17 protein-coding genes are annotated in these 17,587 nt (G+C 61.0%); 2 read left to right on the top strand and 15 right to left on the bottom strand.

The window, feature by feature from the left end; genetic code table 11:
• Position 1 precedes the first annotated feature (1 nt).
• Positions 2-685, bottom strand: coding sequence for a dTMP kinase (gene tmk, locus FGQ67_RS03975; RefSeq protein ID WP_138340226.1), 684 nt, complete (start codon positions 683-685; stop codon positions 2-4).
• Positions 686-925: 240 nt separating this feature from the next.
• On the opposite strand from tmk, the gene FGQ67_RS03980 reads away from it, so the two are divergent.
• Complete coding sequence (locus tag FGQ67_RS03980; RefSeq protein WP_138340227.1) at positions 926-1,912, top strand: zinc-ribbon domain-containing protein; 987 nt, start codon at positions 926-928, stop codon at positions 1,910-1,912.
• A gap of 76 nt (positions 1,913-1,988) precedes the next feature.
• Here FGQ67_RS03980 and FGQ67_RS03985 read toward each other — a convergent pair whose 3' ends face one another.
• From FGQ67_RS03985 to FGQ67_RS04015, 7 genes are all read right to left on the bottom strand, one after another.
• The gene (locus FGQ67_RS03985) at positions 1,989-4,583 is read right to left on the bottom strand and encodes a DNA topoisomerase I (protein WP_138340229.1); all 2,595 of its coding nucleotides are present in this window, start codon (positions 4,581-4,583) and stop codon (positions 1,989-1,991) included.
• A 54-nt stretch (positions 4,584-4,637) separates the two neighbouring features.
• Positions 4,638-5,321, bottom strand: a complete 684-nt coding sequence (gene hypB / locus FGQ67_RS03990; RefSeq protein WP_138340231.1) for a hydrogenase nickel incorporation protein HypB — start codon at positions 5,319-5,321, stop codon at positions 4,638-4,640.
• Positions 5,322-5,376: 55 nt separating this feature from the next.
• Positions 5,377-5,733 carry a hydrogenase maturation nickel metallochaperone HypA gene (gene hypA / locus FGQ67_RS03995; RefSeq protein ID WP_138340233.1) on the bottom strand — a complete coding sequence of 119 codons (357 nt, stop codon included), beginning with the start codon at positions 5,731-5,733 and terminating at the stop codon, positions 5,377-5,379.
• 6 nt (positions 5,734-5,739) lie between these two features.
• Complete coding sequence (tatC, locus tag FGQ67_RS04000; protein WP_171025188.1) at positions 5,740-6,531, bottom strand: twin-arginine translocase subunit TatC; 792 nt, start codon at positions 6,529-6,531, stop codon at positions 5,740-5,742.
• Positions 6,531-7,121 (bottom strand): twin-arginine translocase TatA/TatE family subunit, encoded by a 591-nt coding sequence (locus tag FGQ67_RS04005; protein ID WP_171025189.1) that lies wholly within the window; start codon positions 7,119-7,121, stop codon positions 6,531-6,533. The genes tatC and FGQ67_RS04005 overlap by 1 nt, the downstream gene beginning before the upstream one ends.
• A gap of 152 nt (positions 7,122-7,273) precedes the next feature.
• Complete coding sequence (locus FGQ67_RS04010) at positions 7,274-7,588, bottom strand: STAS domain-containing protein (RefSeq protein ID WP_138340237.1); 315 nt, start codon at positions 7,586-7,588, stop codon at positions 7,274-7,276.
• A 51-nt stretch (positions 7,589-7,639) separates the two neighbouring features.
• Positions 7,640-8,944: an aspartate aminotransferase type Ic gene (locus tag FGQ67_RS04015; protein WP_138340238.1), complete on the bottom strand. Its 1,305-nt coding sequence runs from the start codon at positions 8,942-8,944 to the stop codon at positions 7,640-7,642.
• Positions 8,945-9,093: 149 nt separating this feature from the next.
• Here FGQ67_RS04015 and FGQ67_RS04020 point away from each other — a divergent pair, with 149 nt between their 5' ends.
• Positions 9,094-9,348: a hypothetical protein gene (locus tag FGQ67_RS04020; protein ID WP_055285533.1), complete on the top strand. Its 255-nt coding sequence runs from the start codon at positions 9,094-9,096 to the stop codon at positions 9,346-9,348.
• A gap of 373 nt (positions 9,349-9,721) precedes the next feature.
• On the opposite strand, the gene nhaA is transcribed toward FGQ67_RS04020, so the two are convergent.
• The 7 genes from nhaA to FGQ67_RS04055 form a co-directional block, all read right to left on the bottom strand.
• A complete protein-coding gene (gene nhaA / locus FGQ67_RS04025; RefSeq protein ID WP_138340240.1) occupies positions 9,722-11,080 on the bottom strand; it encodes a Na+/H+ antiporter NhaA in 1,359 nt (452 codons plus the stop codon).
• Positions 11,081-11,347: 267 nt separating this feature from the next.
• Positions 11,348-12,271, bottom strand: coding sequence for a manganese-dependent inorganic pyrophosphatase (locus tag FGQ67_RS04030; RefSeq protein ID WP_138340242.1), 924 nt, complete (start codon positions 12,269-12,271; stop codon positions 11,348-11,350).
• Between the two features lie 166 nt (positions 12,272-12,437).
• Complete coding sequence (locus tag FGQ67_RS04035) at positions 12,438-13,391, bottom strand: ROK family protein (protein ID WP_117820909.1); 954 nt, start codon at positions 13,389-13,391, stop codon at positions 12,438-12,440.
• A 241-nt stretch (positions 13,392-13,632) separates the two neighbouring features.
• Positions 13,633-13,965: a PTS sugar transporter subunit IIA gene (locus FGQ67_RS04040; RefSeq protein WP_197736861.1), complete on the bottom strand. Its 333-nt coding sequence runs from the start codon at positions 13,963-13,965 to the stop codon at positions 13,633-13,635.
• A gap of 9 nt (positions 13,966-13,974) precedes the next feature.
• The gene (locus tag FGQ67_RS04045) at positions 13,975-14,277 is read right to left on the bottom strand and encodes a PTS sugar transporter subunit IIB (protein ID WP_035137700.1); all 303 of its coding nucleotides are present in this window, start codon (positions 14,275-14,277) and stop codon (positions 13,975-13,977) included.
• A gap of 161 nt (positions 14,278-14,438) precedes the next feature.
• Positions 14,439-15,782 (bottom strand): PTS sugar transporter subunit IIC, encoded by a 1,344-nt coding sequence (locus FGQ67_RS04050; protein ID WP_138340244.1) that lies wholly within the window; start codon positions 15,780-15,782, stop codon positions 14,439-14,441.
• A gap of 120 nt (positions 15,783-15,902) precedes the next feature.
• The gene (locus FGQ67_RS04055; protein ID WP_138340246.1) at positions 15,903-17,303 is read right to left on the bottom strand and encodes a glycoside hydrolase family 1 protein; all 1,401 of its coding nucleotides are present in this window, start codon (positions 17,301-17,303) and stop codon (positions 15,903-15,905) included.
• Positions 17,304-17,587 lie beyond the last annotated feature (284 nt).

Here is a 17,587-nt window from a genome sequence, read left to right on the forward strand (position 1 = left end):
GCTACTCGGCCTCCTGGGCAAGCGCGGCGGTGACGGCGTCCTGGGAAATGTCGAGGCCGTAGGCGCGAACCTGCTCGACCGTCTGCGCGAAGACGTCCTCGATGGACGTGGTCGCGTCGATGAGCTTTACGCGGTTTGGTTCCTCGGCGGCAATGGCGCAAAATCCCTGGTAGACGCGCTCTTGGAAGGCCATGCCTTTTGCCTCCATGCGATCTGCCGCGCCACGGGCTGCCATGCGTAACGCCGCCTGCTCGGGTGTGATGTGGTAGACGAGCGTGAGCGCCGGATGCGTACCGGCGACAGCCAGGTTGTTGGCATCGCGTACCATCTGACGGTCGAGGCCATCGGCAAACGCCTGATAGCAGGTTGTGGAATCGTAGAAGCGGTCGCACAGGACCACCTTGCCGGCAGCAAGGGCGGGAGCTATGACCTCGTGCACCAGCTGGGCACGCGCCGCCTCGTAGAGCAGCAGCTCGCAGGTGTCACCCATCGCCGTGTTGGCGGGGTCGAGCAGCAGAGCACGGATCTTTTCGCTGATGGCGGTACCGCCCGGCTCGCGCAGGCTCACAACCTGGTAGCCAGCGAGTTCGAGCGCGCGGGCAAGCAGGCGCGCCTGCGTGGACTTGCCGGCACCGTCGACGCCCTCGAGCGTGATAAAGCTATGTTGAGCGGGCTCAAAAGCCATGGGCGCAGCCCCTTCCTACAAGGCGCGTAAATGCGATTTATAGCAACCAAGCCATGATACCCCAGTGCTCGGTGCGTCCCCAATGGCTAAAGGTGCCTTTCCAAAGTTGCGGTGAAATAGGGACTGATTGAAGCTCTGAGACCGCCAAACAGTCCCTATTTCACCGCAACTTATGATGGGGAATTTTGGACGCTGGGTATAATCGTCGTATTGCATTGAAATGTGGCGAAAGGAGTGGCAATGTCTCGGTATTGCGCCTCGTGCGGCAAGCTTCTTGCAGATGATGCCAAGTTCTGCACCTCGTGCGGTGCACCCGTTGAGCAAACAACCGCGAGCGATAGCCAGCCCGCTTTTGAGCAGACCGGTTCCCTCGATACGCCGCAAGCCAAGGCGGACGACCCCCTCGCCTATCGCCCCGACCCCGCCGCAGGCCCCGCGACCGTCGAGACTACGCAGCGCGTACCCGTCGCGAGTGGCTCGCCCCAACAGCAGCCGGCTCCCGCATACGCGCCCGCTTCACCACAGACCCCCGCTCCCAAAAAGAGCGGCACCGGGCCGCTTATCGCCGTTATCGTTGTGCTGGTGGCGATCATCATCGCCCTGGTCGTTTTCTTTGTGATCAAGCCTTTCGACAACGCCGCCACGCAGACGACCGCCGAGGTAGCTAAGCTGCACCATGACGTCGACGACGATGACCTAAAGCCTCTCGGCGATCCCAACAGCCTGTACGACAATGATGACGATGACGACGACGAGGATGGCGGCGAAGCAACGCTCTCCGAGCAGAATCTCTACCGCCGACTAAGCGAATACTACGACTTGCTCGAAGACCTCGACAACTACGTCCGTGGCTGCGCGCAGAACTTCAACGGCAGCTATCTGGAAGAGGATCGAACCACCCGTCAAAATCTCGCCGACGTCGCCGAGCGCACGGAGAACACCATCGAGCAGTATTACGACATCGTCGAGGACCTAGACGTCCCGACGAGCTCCAAGAACTACAGCTCCTGGAAGGACATCATCGCCCTGTACGACGACCTGGATCACCGCATTGACGCAATCTGTGATGCCTGGGAGATCAGCCTGAAATACGCCAAGCCTGCGGACCACAAGAATGAGATCGTGGCGCCGCTGTCGCGCGACAACGTGGCGGGCACCAATGACAATAAGTACCGCCTAGACTTTGAGGAGCGCTATCCCGGCGCCAAACCCGTCGAAGTGAACTAGCGCTCTGCCGGTCTAAAAAACGAGCGAGGATCGCGGGGTCCTCGCTCGTTTTTTGGGCATTGTTTCGACTGCGCCGTTACTTGTCGGCGGCTGCTTTCTTGGCAGTCGACTTCTTCGCGGTCGTCTTCTTGGCGGCAGTGGCTTTCTTAGCCGTCGTCTTCTTGGCCGCCGTGGTCTTCTTCACCGTGCTCGCCTTAGTCGTGGTCTTACGGCCGCGGACGGGCTTCTTCTCCTTGGTCGGGCAGTCCATGTTCACGCAGATGCGCCACGGGCCGCGTGCCGTGTTGACCACCACGATGGGAGCACCGCACTCGGGGCAGGTCTCGCCCGTCGCCTCGAGCTTGCCGCGCGCCGGTAGCGGATAGCTCACGCCGCAATCGTCGTAGTTGGTGCAGCGGATAAAGCGCTTGCCGCTCTTTTCGCTCTTATGCGCGATCAGGTCGCCATGGCGTCCGGCCTCGGCACACACCTTGCACTCGCCCACCTTAAGGTCGGGCTCGTAGTTGGTGGGGCACGTCGGGTTCACGCAAATCTCGAAGGCCTTCTGGCGGAACGGCTGACACTTGATGCGCGGCGCGCCGCACTCGGGACACACGGCCGCCTCACCCTCGAGCGGGCTCACCTTGACGCCGCTCGGCACCGGATAGGTCACGTCACAGTCGGGCCAACCCATGCAGCCAATGAAGCTGCCACGGGTCTTGGCGCTCGTCTTCATAACCAGGTCCTTGCCGCACTTGGGGCAGGCGCCCACGCGCGCATCGGCCGTGACGGCATCGCTGATGGCGTCGCCGAGCTCCTGCGTGTGCTTGAGCAGCTCGTCGAGCACGCCAGCCAGCAGCGCACGCGAGTGCGTAACGACATGCTCTTCGGTATCCTCGCCGCGCTCCACGCGGGTCATGTCGCCGTCGAGCTCACTGGTCATATCGGGGCTCGTGATGCGCGGGGCAAACTGCGACAGCGCATCGATAATGGCGATACCCAGCTGGCTCGGCTCCACGGGATCGTTTTTGAGGTAGCGCACGGCGTACAGGCGCTCGATGATGCTCGCGCGCGTGGACTTGGTACCCAGGCCGCGCTTCTCCATCTCCTGCACGAGCTTGCCCTGGCTGTAGCGCGCGGGCGGCTCGGTCTGCTTGGCCTCGAGCTTAATGTCGAACACGTCGACCGTATCGCCCTGCTCCAGCGGCGGCATCTGCTCGTCGCGCTTGAGTCCATACGGATACGCCTCGCGGAAACCCGGGGTCACGAGCACATCGCCCGAAGCCACGAACGGCTCGCCGTTCACATCGAGCTCGAGCTTGGTGTTCTCGATGGTCGCGGGACCCATAAGCGTCGCCAGGAAGCGGCGAGCGATGAGGTCATAGAGCTTGCGCTGACCGCCATCAAGCGTGGACGGATCGCCCTCGCCCGTGGGGTAGATGGGCGGGTGGTCGGTGGTCTCGACCTTGCCGCGCGTGGGCTTCATGGGACCGGCGAGCACCTTTTTGCACACGGGCGCCAGCGCCGGGTTGATCTTTGCCAGGTCACTCACCACGGCGCCCAGATCGAGCGTCGCGGGGTACACGGTGTTGTCGACACGCGGATAGCTGATAAGGCCCGCCATGTAGAGGGACTCGGCGATGCGCATGGTACGCGCAGGCGAGATGCCCTCGGCTGCGGCAGCAGCCTGCAGCGAGGTGGTCGCAAACGGCGTGGGCGGCTGCTGTTTGCGCGAGCGCTTGGTCACCGCGGCGACGGTTGCCGTCGCAACGCCGTCGACATGGCCGTACGCCGTCTCGGCAGCATCCTTGTCGGTAAAGCGCGCCGTCTTGTGAGCGATCTTAAAGCGATCATCCTCGGCAGCACCCTGAGCGGCACCCATGCCGCGGATCTGCCAATAGTCCTCGGGCACAAACGCCATGCGCTCGCGCTCGCGCTCGACCACCAGGGCAAGCGTCGGCGTCTGCACGCGGCCGGCGGAACGCACGTTGCCAAAGCCGCCAAACTTGGCGAGCGTCAGGTAGCGCGTGAGCACCGCACCCCAAATGAGGTCGATGTGCTGACGGCTCTCGCCGGCATCGGCCAGGTTCTGGTCGAGCGAGACGAGGTTATCGAAGGCCTGCGTGATCTCGGCCTTGGTAAACGAAGAATACTGGGCGCGGGCGACCGGCAGGTCGGGCGCAACCTCGCGCACCTTGTTGAGGGCATCCGAACCGATCAGCTCGCCCTCGCGATCGAAGTCCGTGGCAATGATGACGCTGTCGGACTTCTTGGCCAGGTTCTTGAGTGAGCGAATGAGCTCTTTCTCGGCCGGTAGCTTAATGACGGGTGCCCAGGTGAGGTAAGGCAGGCTCTCGAGCTTCCAGCCCTTGATGGAAATGCCATCGGCAAGGAACGGCTTGCGCTTGGTGTCGTACGGCGGGCGGGCCAGGCCATCGGGCATATCGGCCGGCAACATCTCGCCGTCCTCGGTGACCGAATACCAACCCAGCTTTTTATCGAACAGCACGCTGTCGCAAAAATCGGGCGCCAGGATGTGACCGGCAAGGCCGATGGTCACGCACTCCTCGCCTTTCCACTCAAAACGGTAGATTGCGGTGTTGTACACCTTGTCCTTTTTGGGCTTGCCCGTGGACAGACGCTCGGCGATCTGACGCGCGGCGTCGTTTTTCTCGGCGATGATGAGCTTCAAAAGAGGCTCCTATCTCGTATCTCTGCGGCTACGCCCGCCCGTATGGCGGCCGACTTACGCCCTTGCTTGCTCAATCTGCCCGATGAGCCAATCGCACCAGGCATCCATGCCCTCGCCCTTGCGCGCGCTCACGGCAAACCGCGGCGCCTGTGGATTGAGGTCATCGAGTGTCTTAGTATACCTATCCATGTCAAAATCGAAAGCCGGAGCCACGTCGACCTTGTTGAGCAGCTGCGCGCCGGCGTGCTGGAAGATGCCCGGGTACTTGACGGGCTTGTCGTCGCCCTCGGGCACCGAGAGAATCATGATGGACAGGTTCTCGCCCAAGTCAAAGTCGACTGGGCAGACCAGGTTACCCACGTTTTCGATAAAGATAACGTCGATGTTTTCCAGACCCACAGCCTTGTCGAAGGCGTCAACGGCCTCCATGATCATGTTGCCCTCGAGGTGGCACAGGCCGCCCGTGTTGATCTGGATGGCGGGCATGCCGGCTTCCTTCATGGTGATGGCATCGACATCCGAGGCGATATCGCCCTCGATGACGGCACAACGCAGGCCGGCCTTATCGCGCAGGCGCTCGTTGGTGCCCAAAATCGTGGTTGTCTTACCCGAGCCGGGGCTCGACAGCACATTGATCACATAGGTGTTTGTCTCATTAAATCGCTGACGCAGCTGATCTGCCAGGCGCTCGTTGCGCGACAGGATCGGCGACGCGATATCAATTGTTTTCTCGGCCATACTCGGCACTCCTTAACTTCTACCATTTATACCCCGTCCCCAGGTAGCTGGCGGGCTAATCGTCGGGGGTTTCGATTTCGATACTTGCGATGTCGAGCTCGCGGCCGTGCAGCAGACGCACGTTGGCGCCGCCGCACTGGGGGCAACGGCAATGGAATCGGTCGTGCTCAAAGACCTCACCGCAGTCCAGACACTCACTTTGTGGATGGACTTCCTCCACGGCAAGCTCGCAGCCGTATGTGAGAGGGTCCTCGTCTCGGAACGTCTCCCACGCAAAGTCGAGCGCCTCGCGCACAACTTCGGTCATATCCCCGATACGCAGCGTTACCAAAACGGCGCGCGAGGCCCCCGCCCCACGCGCCGCGCGAATCACTGTATCGAGTATGCCGTTGACAATGCCAACCTCGTGCATACCGATTTACTCCTCGTCGTCCTCGTCGTCCGAGAACAGGTCCAGACGACTCACGAACAAGCCCTCCTTGCCCTCGCGCGCGGTAATGACCACACGGGCGATGGCAAGCGAAATCTCGTAGAGCGAGAGCAGGGCGCCATACATGAGGCCCAGCGTAACGGGCGAGCCGTCGGGCGTAATCACAGCCGAGCCCACAAGCAGGCCAACGTACACGAAACGCCAGGCACTGCGGAAGGCCGCGTAGGACACGATATGGAAGACGGACAGATAAAAGATGATGAGCGGCAGCTCAAACGCCACACCAAAGCCGATCATAAAGAGCAGCTCCATGTTGACGTAGTTCTCCAGATCGGGCAGCGCCGTGGCGACGGCCGAGGTTTCGCCGATGAGCCACTCAAAGCCCGCAGGAATGATGATGAAGTAGCAAAAGATTGCGCCCAGGAAGAACAGCACCGTCGAGGCGAGCACCGTAGGCACGACCCACTTGCGCTCGTTGGGGCGAAGCGCCGGCAGGAAGAACGCCAAGATCTGCCAGATGATCATGGGCGTGCACATGACCACGGCCATCTTGATGGCCAGCGAGAAACGCAGGCCAAAGCCGCCGAGCGTGGTGGTGATGTAGAACTTACCGTCCGGCACAAAGGAGCGGATGGGGTCTTCCAGAATGTCGAGCACCACAGGCGTGGCGAAATACAGCACGATAGCTGCGGCAAACACCGAAACAACCACGATGGTCAGGCGGCGACGGAGCTCTCCCAGGTGATCGAAGAGCGGCATACGCGCAGGTCCGATAGGCATTACTCATCGTCTCCTTTCGGGGCGTCGGCGGCAGCGGTGGCGTCGTCCTCGGCCTCGAGCTCGCGGGCGAGCTGGTCGACGACGGCCTTGCGCTTGCGGGGACGACGGGCGTAGAGGTCAGCCGTCGTGGGCTCTGTCGGCTCGGGCTCGGGCTCCGGCTCTGCAGCAGGCTCAGGCTCGGCGGCGGCAGCAGCAGGCTCGGCCTCGGCAGGCTCGGCACCCTCGGCCTCCCCAGCAGCACCCTCGCCCTCGACGGCAGCCTCACTCGCGGCCTTCTCGGCAGCAAGACGGGCGCGACGCTCGGCAAAGGTCTCCTTCTTTGCGGGCGCAGTCGTCTCGGCAGCATCCTCGTCCGCATCGGAATCGTCATCGACGGCAGCCTTCTTGGGCTTGACCGGGGCCGACGCGGCCTCGCTCACCGGATCGATAATCTCGGACTGAACAACGGCCGTCATCTTTTCCTGCGTCTCGCGGAACTGACGAATAGCACGGCCGATCGTGCGGCCCATCTGTGGGAGCTTATCCGGGCCAAACAGCAAAAAGCCGAAGACCACGATGATCGCGAGCTCACCCTCTCCAATACCAAACACACATACCTCCAAGGCTCGATGTGAGTCGAGCCCGCACCGCGCCATTCGGCCGGAACTCGTCTATTCATTCGGTCAAGTATAGCGCCCGGACGCCAAAACGTCCGAGCGCATCACAAACATATGCCAAACGGCACGCCCTTTTGGGGCAGGGCTTATGCCGCCGTGATCGAGATCTCCTGGTCGACGCCCAGCAGCTGAACCACGCGCATCACCTGGGGCTGCACATTGGTGCAGCTAAAGCGCTTACCATGGTCGACCGCGTGGTGCGCAGCGCCCACGAGCACGCCAATGCCCGTCGAATCGATGTAGCTCACCTGGGCAAAATCGAGCTCAACGGCCTCAGTGGGTTGCTCGAGCGCCAGGTCGATGGCATTACGCAGACTGTCGGCGTTAGAGATATCGATCTCGCCGGCCACCTTGATGGTGTAGAGCTCCGGCGTGGGGTTGGTGGAAATACCCAAATCCATGTATACGCTCCTTTACGTATCGAAAGTGCGGATAGTACGGGAAGCCGCGCGTTAGGCGCGCTCGGCACGCGCAAGCTCGGCAGCGACGAGCTTAACGGCCAGCACCAGCACATCGAGCGCGGCCTCCAGGTCCTCGACCGTGGGATAGCTCGGCGCGATGCGGATGTTGGTGTCGCGCGGATCCTTGCCATAAGGCCAGGTGGCACCAGCCGGCGTGAGCTTGACGCCCAGGTCGGCGCAAAGCGCGGCGACCTTCTGGGCCGAGCCCTCAGGACCATCGAAGCTCACAAAGTAGCCGCCGCGGGGATGCGTCCAGGTGGCGCAACCCGTGTCGCCCAGGCCCTCGGTGAGCTTGCGCTCGACGGCCTCAAAGCGCGGACGCAGGAACTCGGCATGCTTTTTCATGTGCTCCTTGACCGCCTCGATGGTGGGAAGGAAGCGCACGTGACGCAGCTGGTTGAGCTTGTCGGCGCTGATCAGACCGGCCTTCAGGCGCTTGGAGAACTCGGCGATGACCGCGGGGCTCGCGCCGATAAAGCCGATGCCGGCGCCCGGGAAGGTGATCTTGGACGTCGATGCAAAGGCCACCACGCGGTCCTCGGTGCCCGCCGCGCGAGCGAGGTCAAAGATGTTTGCGAGCTCGTCGGTCTCGTCGTACAGGTCGTGCACGCAGTAGGCGTTGTCCCAGAAGATGCGGAAATCGGGCGCGGCCGTGGGCATCTCGACCAGGCGGCGCACAGTGTCCTCGCTAAAGGTGATGCCCGTGGGGTTGGAATACTTGGGCACGCACCAGATACCCTTGATGGAATCGTCGGCGGCAACGAGGCGCTCGACCTCGTCCATGTCGGGACCATTCTCGGTCATCGCGACGGGGATGTTCTCGATACCCAGGTCGGCGGTGATACCAAAGTGACGGTCATAGCCGGGAACCGGGCACAGGAACTTGACCTTCTTGCCGTCGTGCGCGGCCTCGTAAGCCTCCCAAGGCTCGCTGCCGCACGAGCCGCAGCGCCAGAACATGCCGGCGATATCGTGCTCGATCAGCAGGCTCGACGAACCCAGCACGAGCGTCTGCTCGGCAGGGCAGCCCAAGAACTCCCCCGCTAGCTTGCGCGCCGAGGGAATGCCCTCAAAGCAGCCGTAGTTGGAGCAGTCGACGTTGCCGTCGTGCAGATCGGCATCGGCATTGAGGATATCGAGCATGGGTCGAGAGATGTCAACCTGGGAGGGCGACGGTTTGCCGCGGGCCATGTCGAGCGCCAGGCCCTTGGCCTTGACCTCGGCGACCTCGGCCTTGAGCGCCTCGATGGCGGCATCGAGTTCGGTGGTTTCCATCTTCTGGTAGATCGTCTGCATGGGTGCGACCTTTCGCGAAGCGGGACGTTGCAGTTCGTCTAAGTATAGACCGCCACCGCCGCAAGGGTATGAAGCCGTGATAGATTAAGTCCATCGCAATAAATTACGAATCGCCGCGCATGCCGGCGTGGGGCGCCCAAGGAGGCACTATGGAGTACGGATCGTTCCAGGCCGAGGAGTTCGGCGACCTACAGCGCCTGGTCGACGGGCTGTTTTACGACCGCCACGCCATCGACCGACTGGATCTAATCGTACAGGCCGAAATCTTGGACCTGGCGCCCGATCTCATGGAAATCGTCAACCTTTTGCCGCCCGGCTATTACGACCGCCAGTCACTTTGCGACCAACTCAACTCCGCCTTGGCCGCCCACGGCTGGGGCGCCATCTACGGCACCGTGGAATGAGCCTCGAGGCCGACGATTTGGCCCGTTTCCCGACCCTGGCGAGGCTTGTTTTAGGGCTTGTGGCCAAAAAAGGGCAAATATGAGTACTGTTACCTTTTTAGTAGCAGCGATTAAGCCCCCAAATCGGCGTTTTTTCGCCTGGATTTTCTTTCCGAGTAGTAGCTATCGCCAAATTGGAGTCAAGCGATTACTCGTTAACATACAGATAGCATGATTGTGTTCATTATTTTCCGCACCTAAAATGAAACGCCGTTTGTGACAGTACTCACAAACGGCGTTTTTTGACCACTGGCGTGTCTGGCAGGCGGCAAGCACCACCCGAATCCGCATTTTGAACGCGCCCGAATCGGTTCTGGAGCCGGTTTTCGCGCTCTTACTCGTCCTTGGGCGCGGGGTGCTTGCAGATCACACTCATGTAGATCATGCCAAGTACGGCCGCGGTAACAGAGCCGGCGAGAATAGCGGCCTTGGCGGCCAGAACCTCAAACTGGGCCGTCGGGAAGGCGAGGCCGCTAATGAGAATCGACATCGTAAAGCCGATGCCGCCCAGAATGCCCACGCCGGCAATCATGTGCCAGTTAACGTTATGCGGCAGCTCGGAGATCTTGAGCTTGACCAAGGCGAACGTCATGCCAAAGATACCAATCGGCTTGCCCAGCAGCATGCCAAAGTACACGCCGAGCGTCACCGGGTCGGTGAGCAGCGTGCTCATATCCACGCCCACCAGGCGAACCTGTGCGTTGACGAACGCGAAAATCGGCAGGATCACAAAGTTGACCGGCGTGGAGATCAGACGCTCCATGCGGATGAGCGGCGGGGTCACGCGGTGCATGACGCGCTCGACTTTGGTGGTCGAGACGGTAAAGTCATGCTGGCCCAAGATGTGTGCCTCGTCGTCGTAGCGGTCATCGAGCAGCGGCAGGCACTCGCCCAACCAATCGGTGAGGCTATCGAGCTTGACGCCGCACTTGGCCGGGATGGTGAAGGCCAAGATGACGCCGGCAAGCGTAGCATGTACGCCGCTCTTGAACATGCAGAACCACAACAGCAGACCCAGTACCGAATACGGGGCAAGGCGGTAATGCTGCGTCTTGTTGAGCCACACGAGCGCGCAGGTCACAAGCGCGGCGGCGCCCAACCAAAACGGGTTGGGGCTCTGACCGTAGAAGATGGCAATGGCGGCGATGGAGATGAGGTCGTCGGCGATGGCGAGCGTCGAGAAGAACACGCGCACGCCGTTGGGCACGCGATTGCCCAAAAGCGACAGCACGCCCAGCGCGAAGGCAATATCGGTTGCCATGGGGATGGCCCAGCCGTTGTGGGCGCCGGCATGGTTAAAGATCAGGTAGATGCAGGCGGGAACGACGACGCCGCCCACGGCCGCCAGCATGGGAAGCATGGCCTGACGCGGATTCTTGAGCTCGCCGACCGTCATCTCGTACTTAAGCTCAATGCCCACCAACAAAAAGAAAATCGCCATGAGGAAGTCGTTGACGAAAAGCTCAACGGTAAGACCGGCCGTAAGGTTGCCCAGACCCACATACAGCGGGGTCTCCAAAAAGTGATGGATGGCCTCGTAGGCATCGGTATTGGCGCAAATGACGGCGGCGATGGCGGCGAAGACCATGACGGCGGCGGAAATCGTGCCGTTCTCGGCGATGCGTTCCCAAATGTCGTGACGTTCAAAGCGCTTGCGCTCACGAACGTTGAACAGCTGCTCAGTTGCTGCCATGGGCGGCTCCTTTCACGGGAAAGCTCCCGTCTTAAAAAAGCACGGCCCGCCCAAGTGGCGGCGCCGCGCTCTAACGTATTACGCTTGCATCTAGCCTACCCTGCACGACAAGCACGCAGGCGTGGCCGAAAAGCGGAACCACAGGTTGAACATTATTTGCTCAACGGCACAGGCACGCCTGTCCAAGAGACGACGCGGCGCCGTGCACAAAAAACGACCGGAGCGCGGGACGTCCGCGATCCGGTCGTGGCGTTTGGCCAACTAAACCTAGCAGGCGGCCATAATGGGGGCAGCGACCTGCTTCTTACGGGAGAGGACGCCCGGCATCCAGACGCCATCGTGCTCGTCGGCAATGCCCAGGCCCTTCTGAGCGGCCTCGGTCTCGCCCTCGAGCAGGACCTGCGAGCCCTCCTCCATGATGTCGGTGATGCACAGGACAATGCCGTCGGCACCCTTCTCGGCGGCGTAGGCGCGCATGGCCTCGCGGATCTCGTCGATCATGCCGAGTGCGCGGGTCTTGTCGACAGTCTCGTACTGGCCGATGAGCAGCTTCTTGCCGGCGGGCTCGAACATCTTGATGTCGTTGCCGACCATCTCGGCTGCGGTGAAGGAGCCGGACGGACGGGTGAGGAAGACCTCCATGCCAAACTTGACCGGGTCGACGCCCACCTGCTCGCCGAGCTTGGCGGCGACAGCGCGGTCGACATCGGTGGTGGTGGGGCTCTTGAGCATGAGCGTGTCGGTCATCATGGCCGAGAGCAGCAGCTTGGCCTGGACGTCGGAAAGCTCAACGCCGAGCACGCCGGCGAGCTTGGTGACGATGGTGCAGCTGGAGCCCCAGGGCAGGCAGATGTAGTGCAGCGGGCCGGCGGTCTCGAAGTCGCCGATGCGGTGATGATCGACGACACCAAAGACCGTGGCGTCCTTAAGGCCGGCGACAGACTGGGCAGACTCGTTGTGGTCGGTGAGGACGACGAGCTGACCGGCCTCGACGGACTCGATTACGCGAGGCTCGGCAATGCCGGCATCGGCGAGCAGCTTGGCGGACTCGGCCGGAAGCTGGTCCAGAGCGCAAGCCTCGTAGGTGTTGCCGGCATACTCAACCTGGTTAAGCAGCTGGGACAGGACGACGGCGCTCATGATGGCGTCGTTATCGGGGTTCTGGTGACCAAAGACAAGAACGTTTGCCATGGATATCCTCCACTTGATATGTGTACTTGGACGTAGCTATGGTAGCACGCTGGCGCCGAGCCTTCGCAGACGGAAGGGGCACGGCATATTTTGGGGCAGGCATGGGGGCCAAGGCTGTCCCTTTTGCACCGTGTTGGTGCAAAGCAACTTGACCCCCTTGCAGCAGCTATTTACCGGCGGCGCGCAGGGCTACGTAGGCAGCACCGATGATGCCGGCGTCGTTTCCGAGCGAAGCGACCTTAATGGGCGTCTCGCGCGAGGCGGAAAGCGCGTATTGCTTAAAGTGCTCGCGAACCTTATCGAGGTAGACATCGGCCGAAGCGGACGCGCCGCCACCGATCAGGAACATCTCGGGGTCGACCACGTTGGCGATAAGTGCCAGAGCACGGCCGAGATAGTCAGCCATGGTATCGGCAGCTGCCAGCGCGAGTTTGTCGCCCTCGCGGCAGGCCTGGAACACGTCCTTGGAATCGGAGGGGCCGGTGAGCTCAATGGGCTCGACGCCCGCCTTCTTGCACTCGGCAAGGTAGTTGCTCACCACGCCGGTGGCGCTGGAATACTGCTCCAGATGGCCATGGCCGCCACAGCCGCAGGTGCGCTCCTCAGCCGGGTTCAGGCACATGTGGCCAATCTCGCCGCCGGCGCCCACAACACCCGATACCACGTCGCCGTTAACGATAACGCCGCCGCCCACGCCGGTACCGATGGTGACCATCACCACGTTCTGCACGCCCTTGGCAGAACCGAGCCAGGCCTCGCCCATGGCAGCGGCGTTGGCATCGTTCTCATACTTAACGACCGCATCGGGGCAGTGCTCCTGAATGGCGACCCTCAGCTCGGGCAGGTTAATGGCAATGTTGGCCTTGACCTTGGCATCGCCCGACGCCGGAATGGGACACGGAACGGCCAGACCAATGCCCGCCACAAAGGCACGCGGAATCTGTGCCTTGGCGACCACCTGGTCGATAGCCTCGGTCACCGCGGCAAAGCCCGCAGCGTCAACGATAGGAGGCGTGGGCACGCTGGCCTTGGCAAGCAGGTTGCCGTCCTCGTCGAACAGGCCCTCCTTAACCGAAGTGCCGCCGACGTCGATGCCGATGTAGTACTGCTTAGGTTCCATGGGAGCCCACCTTTCTCGTTTAAACATTGCCTGTATGGTACCGCTCTCAAGGCAAAAACCTACCAAAAAGGGACAGGTTTGTTTTGGCAGGTTTTATCTGGGGTAACGCAATTGGCTGCCCAACAGGCCGCGCAAGACCATCCCCAAAAATAAAGGCGCCGGGAGGCGGAGGCTCCCGGCGCCCGTCAAAGGGACTATGTTGTCTGTTGGACCGCACGGTCCGTCGCGGCGATAACGCCGACTAGGCCTGAAGTGCCTGCAGCTGCTTGTGAACCTCGATGAGCTCCGTCGCCATGACGCGCATGGTCTCGGTGCCGGCCATCTGGTCCTCGGCATGCAGCAAAATCAACGGGGCCTCGCCGTTACGCTCGCCGTTGGCCTCCTTCTTCAGAAGCCCCATGTGAACATCGTGGCCACCGTTATAGGCCTCGTCGCCCTGCTTGATAAGCTCCTCGGCGGCGTCAAAATCGCCCTCCTTGGCCTTTTGCACGGCATTGATGTACATGCTCTTGGCGGTACCGACGTAGCTGATGATCTCAAAGCAGGTCATCTGCAGTTCGTTCATATCCTCCATGCGGAGCACCTAGCCCATCACGCTGACGCAGTGGTCGATGATGCCGGCAGCGTTCATGCGGCCGTAGTCGACCATGTTGATAACCTCGACCGGGAAGCGGCCGGCGGCCTCCTTCTCAAAATCGCCCTTGGTGTAGCCGATCTGCGGACCAAGCAGCAACATGTCGCACTCGTCCAGGTGATCGTGGGCCTCGTTCATGGGACGAGCCTCGACCTCAATATCCAGACCACGGTTTGCAACCTCGGCCTGCATCTTCTGGACCAGCAGGCTCGTGGACATACCGGCATTGCAGCAGAGCATGATCTTCTTCATGGTTTCCTCCTTATAACTGCGCGGCGCGCAGACGACAACTGGTTTTATTCCTTGCGGCTATTGTGCCCACCCCCCTGCATCTTTACACAAGGGAGAGAGCTGCGGGCACCGGCACCGCGTACCGGCGCCCGCAAAGGTGAAAGGGACGAACGTTAGGCGTTCTACTCGGCGAAAGCCTCCTGCTTGGCGATTGCCTTCTCGGAAATCTTCATAAAGGGCAGGTAGACGGCCATGCCAATGACAATCTCGATAGCCTGCCACACGCCGGCGCGCCAGTCAAAGCCCGTAGCGAGCAGGGCATTGATGACGGGAGGCATGGTCCAGGGCACCTGGGCGATGCAGGGGCTGATGATGCCTGCGCAGGTAAGGCCATAGGTGATGCCGATGAACAGATCGGGAAGAAGAACGAACGGGATCATGAGCGGCAGGTTGTACACGATGGGGTAACCGTAGATAACCGGCTCGTTGATGTTGAACAGACCAGGCAGGATAGCCATCTTGGAAACGGTCTCGGAAGCCTTGTTCTTGGAGAACAGGAGCGTGTCGAGCAGGAGCATGAGGGTGCAGCCCGAGCCGCCGATGAGGGCGAAGCTGTTAACGATCTGCATGTTCATGTAGTGATCGGGCTGGATGGTGCCACCGGCGGCAAAGGTAGCCATGTTGTCGACGATGAGCATGGTCAGGATCGGCTCGACGGTAGCGCCAGAGATGGTGGACTGGTGAATACCGACGCAGAACAGCAGGTTAGCAAGGGTGTAGATGAGGATAACAGCCCACGGACCGGCGTTCATGATGCTCTTGAGCGGGTTGGAGATGCACGTGGAGATGATGGTGCACAGATCGGTGCCGGCGCACACGGCGAGCAGGGCTGCGGCAAGAGCGAAGACCGCGAGGTTAAGCAGCATCGGAATCATGACGTTGAAGGAGTTGGAGACCGCGGGAGGCACGCCCTCGCCCAGCTTAACCTTGAGCTTCTCGACGCCAGAAATCTTGATGAAGAGCGAGACGGAAAGCAGGGCGATGATAATAGCCGAGAACAGACCGTTGGTGCCGGTGTTGGCAGTCGAAAGGGCGCCCGTGACCTCGGCGGAGGTGATCTTGTCGGTGAGCAGTGGGCTCGTGGCGGCAAGCGAGGCGGTGATCTGCTGCGGCATCATGATGACGAAGGCAGAGATGGCGACGACCACGCAAGCGAGCGGGTTATCGAAACGCTTGTTCTTGGCGAGGCTGTAGCCAATCAATCCGGCCAAGATAATGGCAGAGACGTTGAGGGTGCCCAGCGTAATTGCCGAGCCCCACGTCTGAAGGTTGGCAAGGCCCGCCGCATCGAGCGGGAACAGAGGGAACACGACGTTGTTAATAAGAACCGCGATACCCGCAAGGATATAGAGCGGCGTGATGGTCGCGAAGGCGTCACGCAGGGAACGCAGGTGAACCTGGTTTCCCACCTTCGCAGAGACCTCGGCAAACTTGTCGAGGAAGCTCTTTCCGTTGTCACTGGCCATGATTGCTCCTAACTTTCAAATCCGGCCTTTTCCTATGCGCACGGTGGTCTGTCGCCCTCTGCCACCAGATGTGCCATGTGTTGCGCGCGGCGGCGCGCGGTCTGGGCGTTCGCCCGGTCGCTAATCAACCACGTGGGTCGTGGCGACCTGTTTGAGCCAGGCCGCCGACTTCTTAAGGCGGCGCTTGTAGCCGTCCATGAGATCGACCTCGACAAAGCCGTAACGATTCTTAAAGGCATTGGCCCAAGACCAGTTATCGATGACGGCCCAGTAGTGATAGCCCCGGCACTTGGCGCCCTCGTCGATGGCCTTGGCCACCCACTCCAGGTGCTGACGTACAAAGTCGACGCGGTAGTCATCCTGGATGGTTCCTTCGGCGTCACGGTTCTTGTATTCGTCCATGATGCCGATGCCGTTCTCGGAAACGAACCACTCAAGATCGGGGTAGTTCTTAGCGCAGTCCATGCCAAAGTCGTAGAGGCCCTGCGGGTAGATCTCCCAGCCGCGGCTCTCGTTCATAACGGCGTCGGGCCACACGTACTCGTCGGCAAAGTGCGGCAGACCGTACTGGTCGATCTTGCTCGCCGGCGCCTGAACGCGCGTGGGGTGGTAGTAGTTGCAACCGAGCCAGTCGACAACACCCTGCTTAAGAATCTCTTGGTCGCCGGCACGGAACGGAAGCTTAACGCCGCCCTCGGCCAGGCTGTCGAGCACGTCGGCGGGAAGCTCGCCCTTGGTAATGAGGTCGAGCCACCAGCGGTTGTTGATGCCGCTGGTCATACGCACGGCCTCGAGGTCCGCCTCGCTGGGGTTCTCCTTGGTGTAGACCGGGGTAAAGCAGTTGATCATGCCGATCTTGGCATCGGCGCGAACGGCGCCCTCGTCATAGGCCTTACGATAGTTGGCCACGGCCAGCGCATGTGCCAGCGAGATGTGATACTGCACGGTGCGAGCACGGTTGAAGTCGTGGAGTTGCGGGAACCACACGCCCTCCTGATAGCGCTGCTCGGGCTCGACGATGGGCTCGTTAAAGGTGAACCAGTACTTGATCTCCTGGCCAAACTCGTGGAAGGCGACGTCGGCGTAATGTGCGTAAGCCTCGACAACCTCACGGCTCTCCCAGCCGCCACGGTTAAAAAGGTAGGTGGGCATGTCAAAGTGGTACAAGTTGACAAACGGCTCCAGGCCGGCTTCGCGAGAGGCGCGGAACAACTCGTGATACCACGCGGCGCCTTCCTCGTTGAGGTTGCCGTCGGCATCGAGCAGACGGCTCCACTGGATGGAAGTGCGATAGGTATCCAGGCCCAAGTCCTTCAAAATGCGAAGGTCTTCCTGGTACTTGGCCATAAAGTCATTGCCGGCGTAAGAGCCAACGCAGTTGTAGAACGAGCCCAGATCCTGGATGGACCAGGTATCCCACAGGTTCTCGAGCTTGCCGCCCTGGTTCCACTGACCCTCAGTCTGCGGGCCGGACATAGCAGCGCCAAAGAAGAAGTCGTTGGGCAGCTGATACTGTGCCATCAAAGTCCTCGCTTTCGTGTTCTAGAGCTTCCGGTTGGAGACGGGTTTGCTTTGGCAGGTTATCCGGCGCGGGCGCGCACCGGTCATACCGATATCCAACCCGCCAAAACAAAACCGTCCCCAAACGGTCGATCCTGTTCTGCGGAAAGATTCCGTTCGTTGCTTAAACTATAGCGCTCTAATTCTAAAAGTAAAGCGTCTTTTTCTTTTTTCTTTCTCGAGCTTCTTAGATAAAGGTTATATGGGTGCCTTGTTAAGGGTTATACTTACTTGCGTATTGATAT

It is taken from the genome of Collinsella aerofaciens (genome assembly GCF_005845035.1).
Classification (GTDB): Bacteria; Actinomycetota; Coriobacteriia; order Coriobacteriales; family Coriobacteriaceae; genus Collinsella; species Collinsella aerofaciens_I.

Excerpts from the sequence above, each read along its gene's own strand:
- tmk (WP_138340226.1), bottom strand. The coding sequence starts at position 685 with ATGGCTTTTGAGCCCGCTCAACATAGCTTTATCACGCTCGAGGGCGTC.
- FGQ67_RS03980 (WP_138340227.1), top strand. The coding sequence starts at position 926 with ATGTCTCGGTATTGCGCCTCGTGCGGCAAGCTTCTTGCAGATGATGCC.
- hypB (WP_138340231.1), bottom strand. The coding sequence starts at position 5,321 with ATGGCCGAGAAAACAATTGATATCGCGTCGCCGATCCTGTCGCGCAAC.
- hypA (WP_138340233.1), bottom strand. The coding sequence starts at position 5,733 with ATGCACGAGGTTGGCATTGTCAACGGCATACTCGATACAGTGATTCGC.
- tatC (WP_171025188.1), bottom strand. The coding sequence starts at position 6,531 with ATGCCTATCGGACCTGCGCGTATGCCGCTCTTCGATCACCTGGGAGAG.
- FGQ67_RS04010 (WP_138340237.1), bottom strand. The coding sequence starts at position 7,588 with ATGGATTTGGGTATTTCCACCAACCCCACGCCGGAGCTCTACACCATC.
- FGQ67_RS04015 (WP_138340238.1), bottom strand. The coding sequence starts at position 8,944 with ATGCAGACGATCTACCAGAAGATGGAAACCACCGAACTCGATGCCGCC.
- FGQ67_RS04020 (WP_055285533.1), top strand. The coding sequence starts at position 9,094 with ATGGAGTACGGATCGTTCCAGGCCGAGGAGTTCGGCGACCTACAGCGC.
- nhaA (WP_138340240.1), bottom strand. The coding sequence starts at position 11,080 with ATGGCAGCAACTGAGCAGCTGTTCAACGTTCGTGAGCGCAAGCGCTTT.
- FGQ67_RS04030 (WP_138340242.1), bottom strand. The coding sequence starts at position 12,271 with ATGGCAAACGTTCTTGTCTTTGGTCACCAGAACCCCGATAACGACGCC.
- FGQ67_RS04035 (WP_117820909.1), bottom strand. The coding sequence starts at position 13,391 with ATGGAACCTAAGCAGTACTACATCGGCATCGACGTCGGCGGCACTTCG.
- FGQ67_RS04040 (WP_197736861.1), bottom strand. The coding sequence starts at position 13,965 with ATGGAGGATATGAACGAACTGCAGATGACCTGCTTTGAGATCATCAGC.
- FGQ67_RS04045 (WP_035137700.1), bottom strand. The coding sequence starts at position 14,277 with ATGAAGAAGATCATGCTCTGCTGCAATGCCGGTATGTCCACGAGCCTG.
- FGQ67_RS04050 (WP_138340244.1), bottom strand. The coding sequence starts at position 15,782 with ATGGCCAGTGACAACGGAAAGAGCTTCCTCGACAAGTTTGCCGAGGTC.
- FGQ67_RS04055 (WP_138340246.1), bottom strand. The coding sequence starts at position 17,303 with ATGGCACAGTATCAGCTGCCCAACGACTTCTTCTTTGGCGCTGCTATG.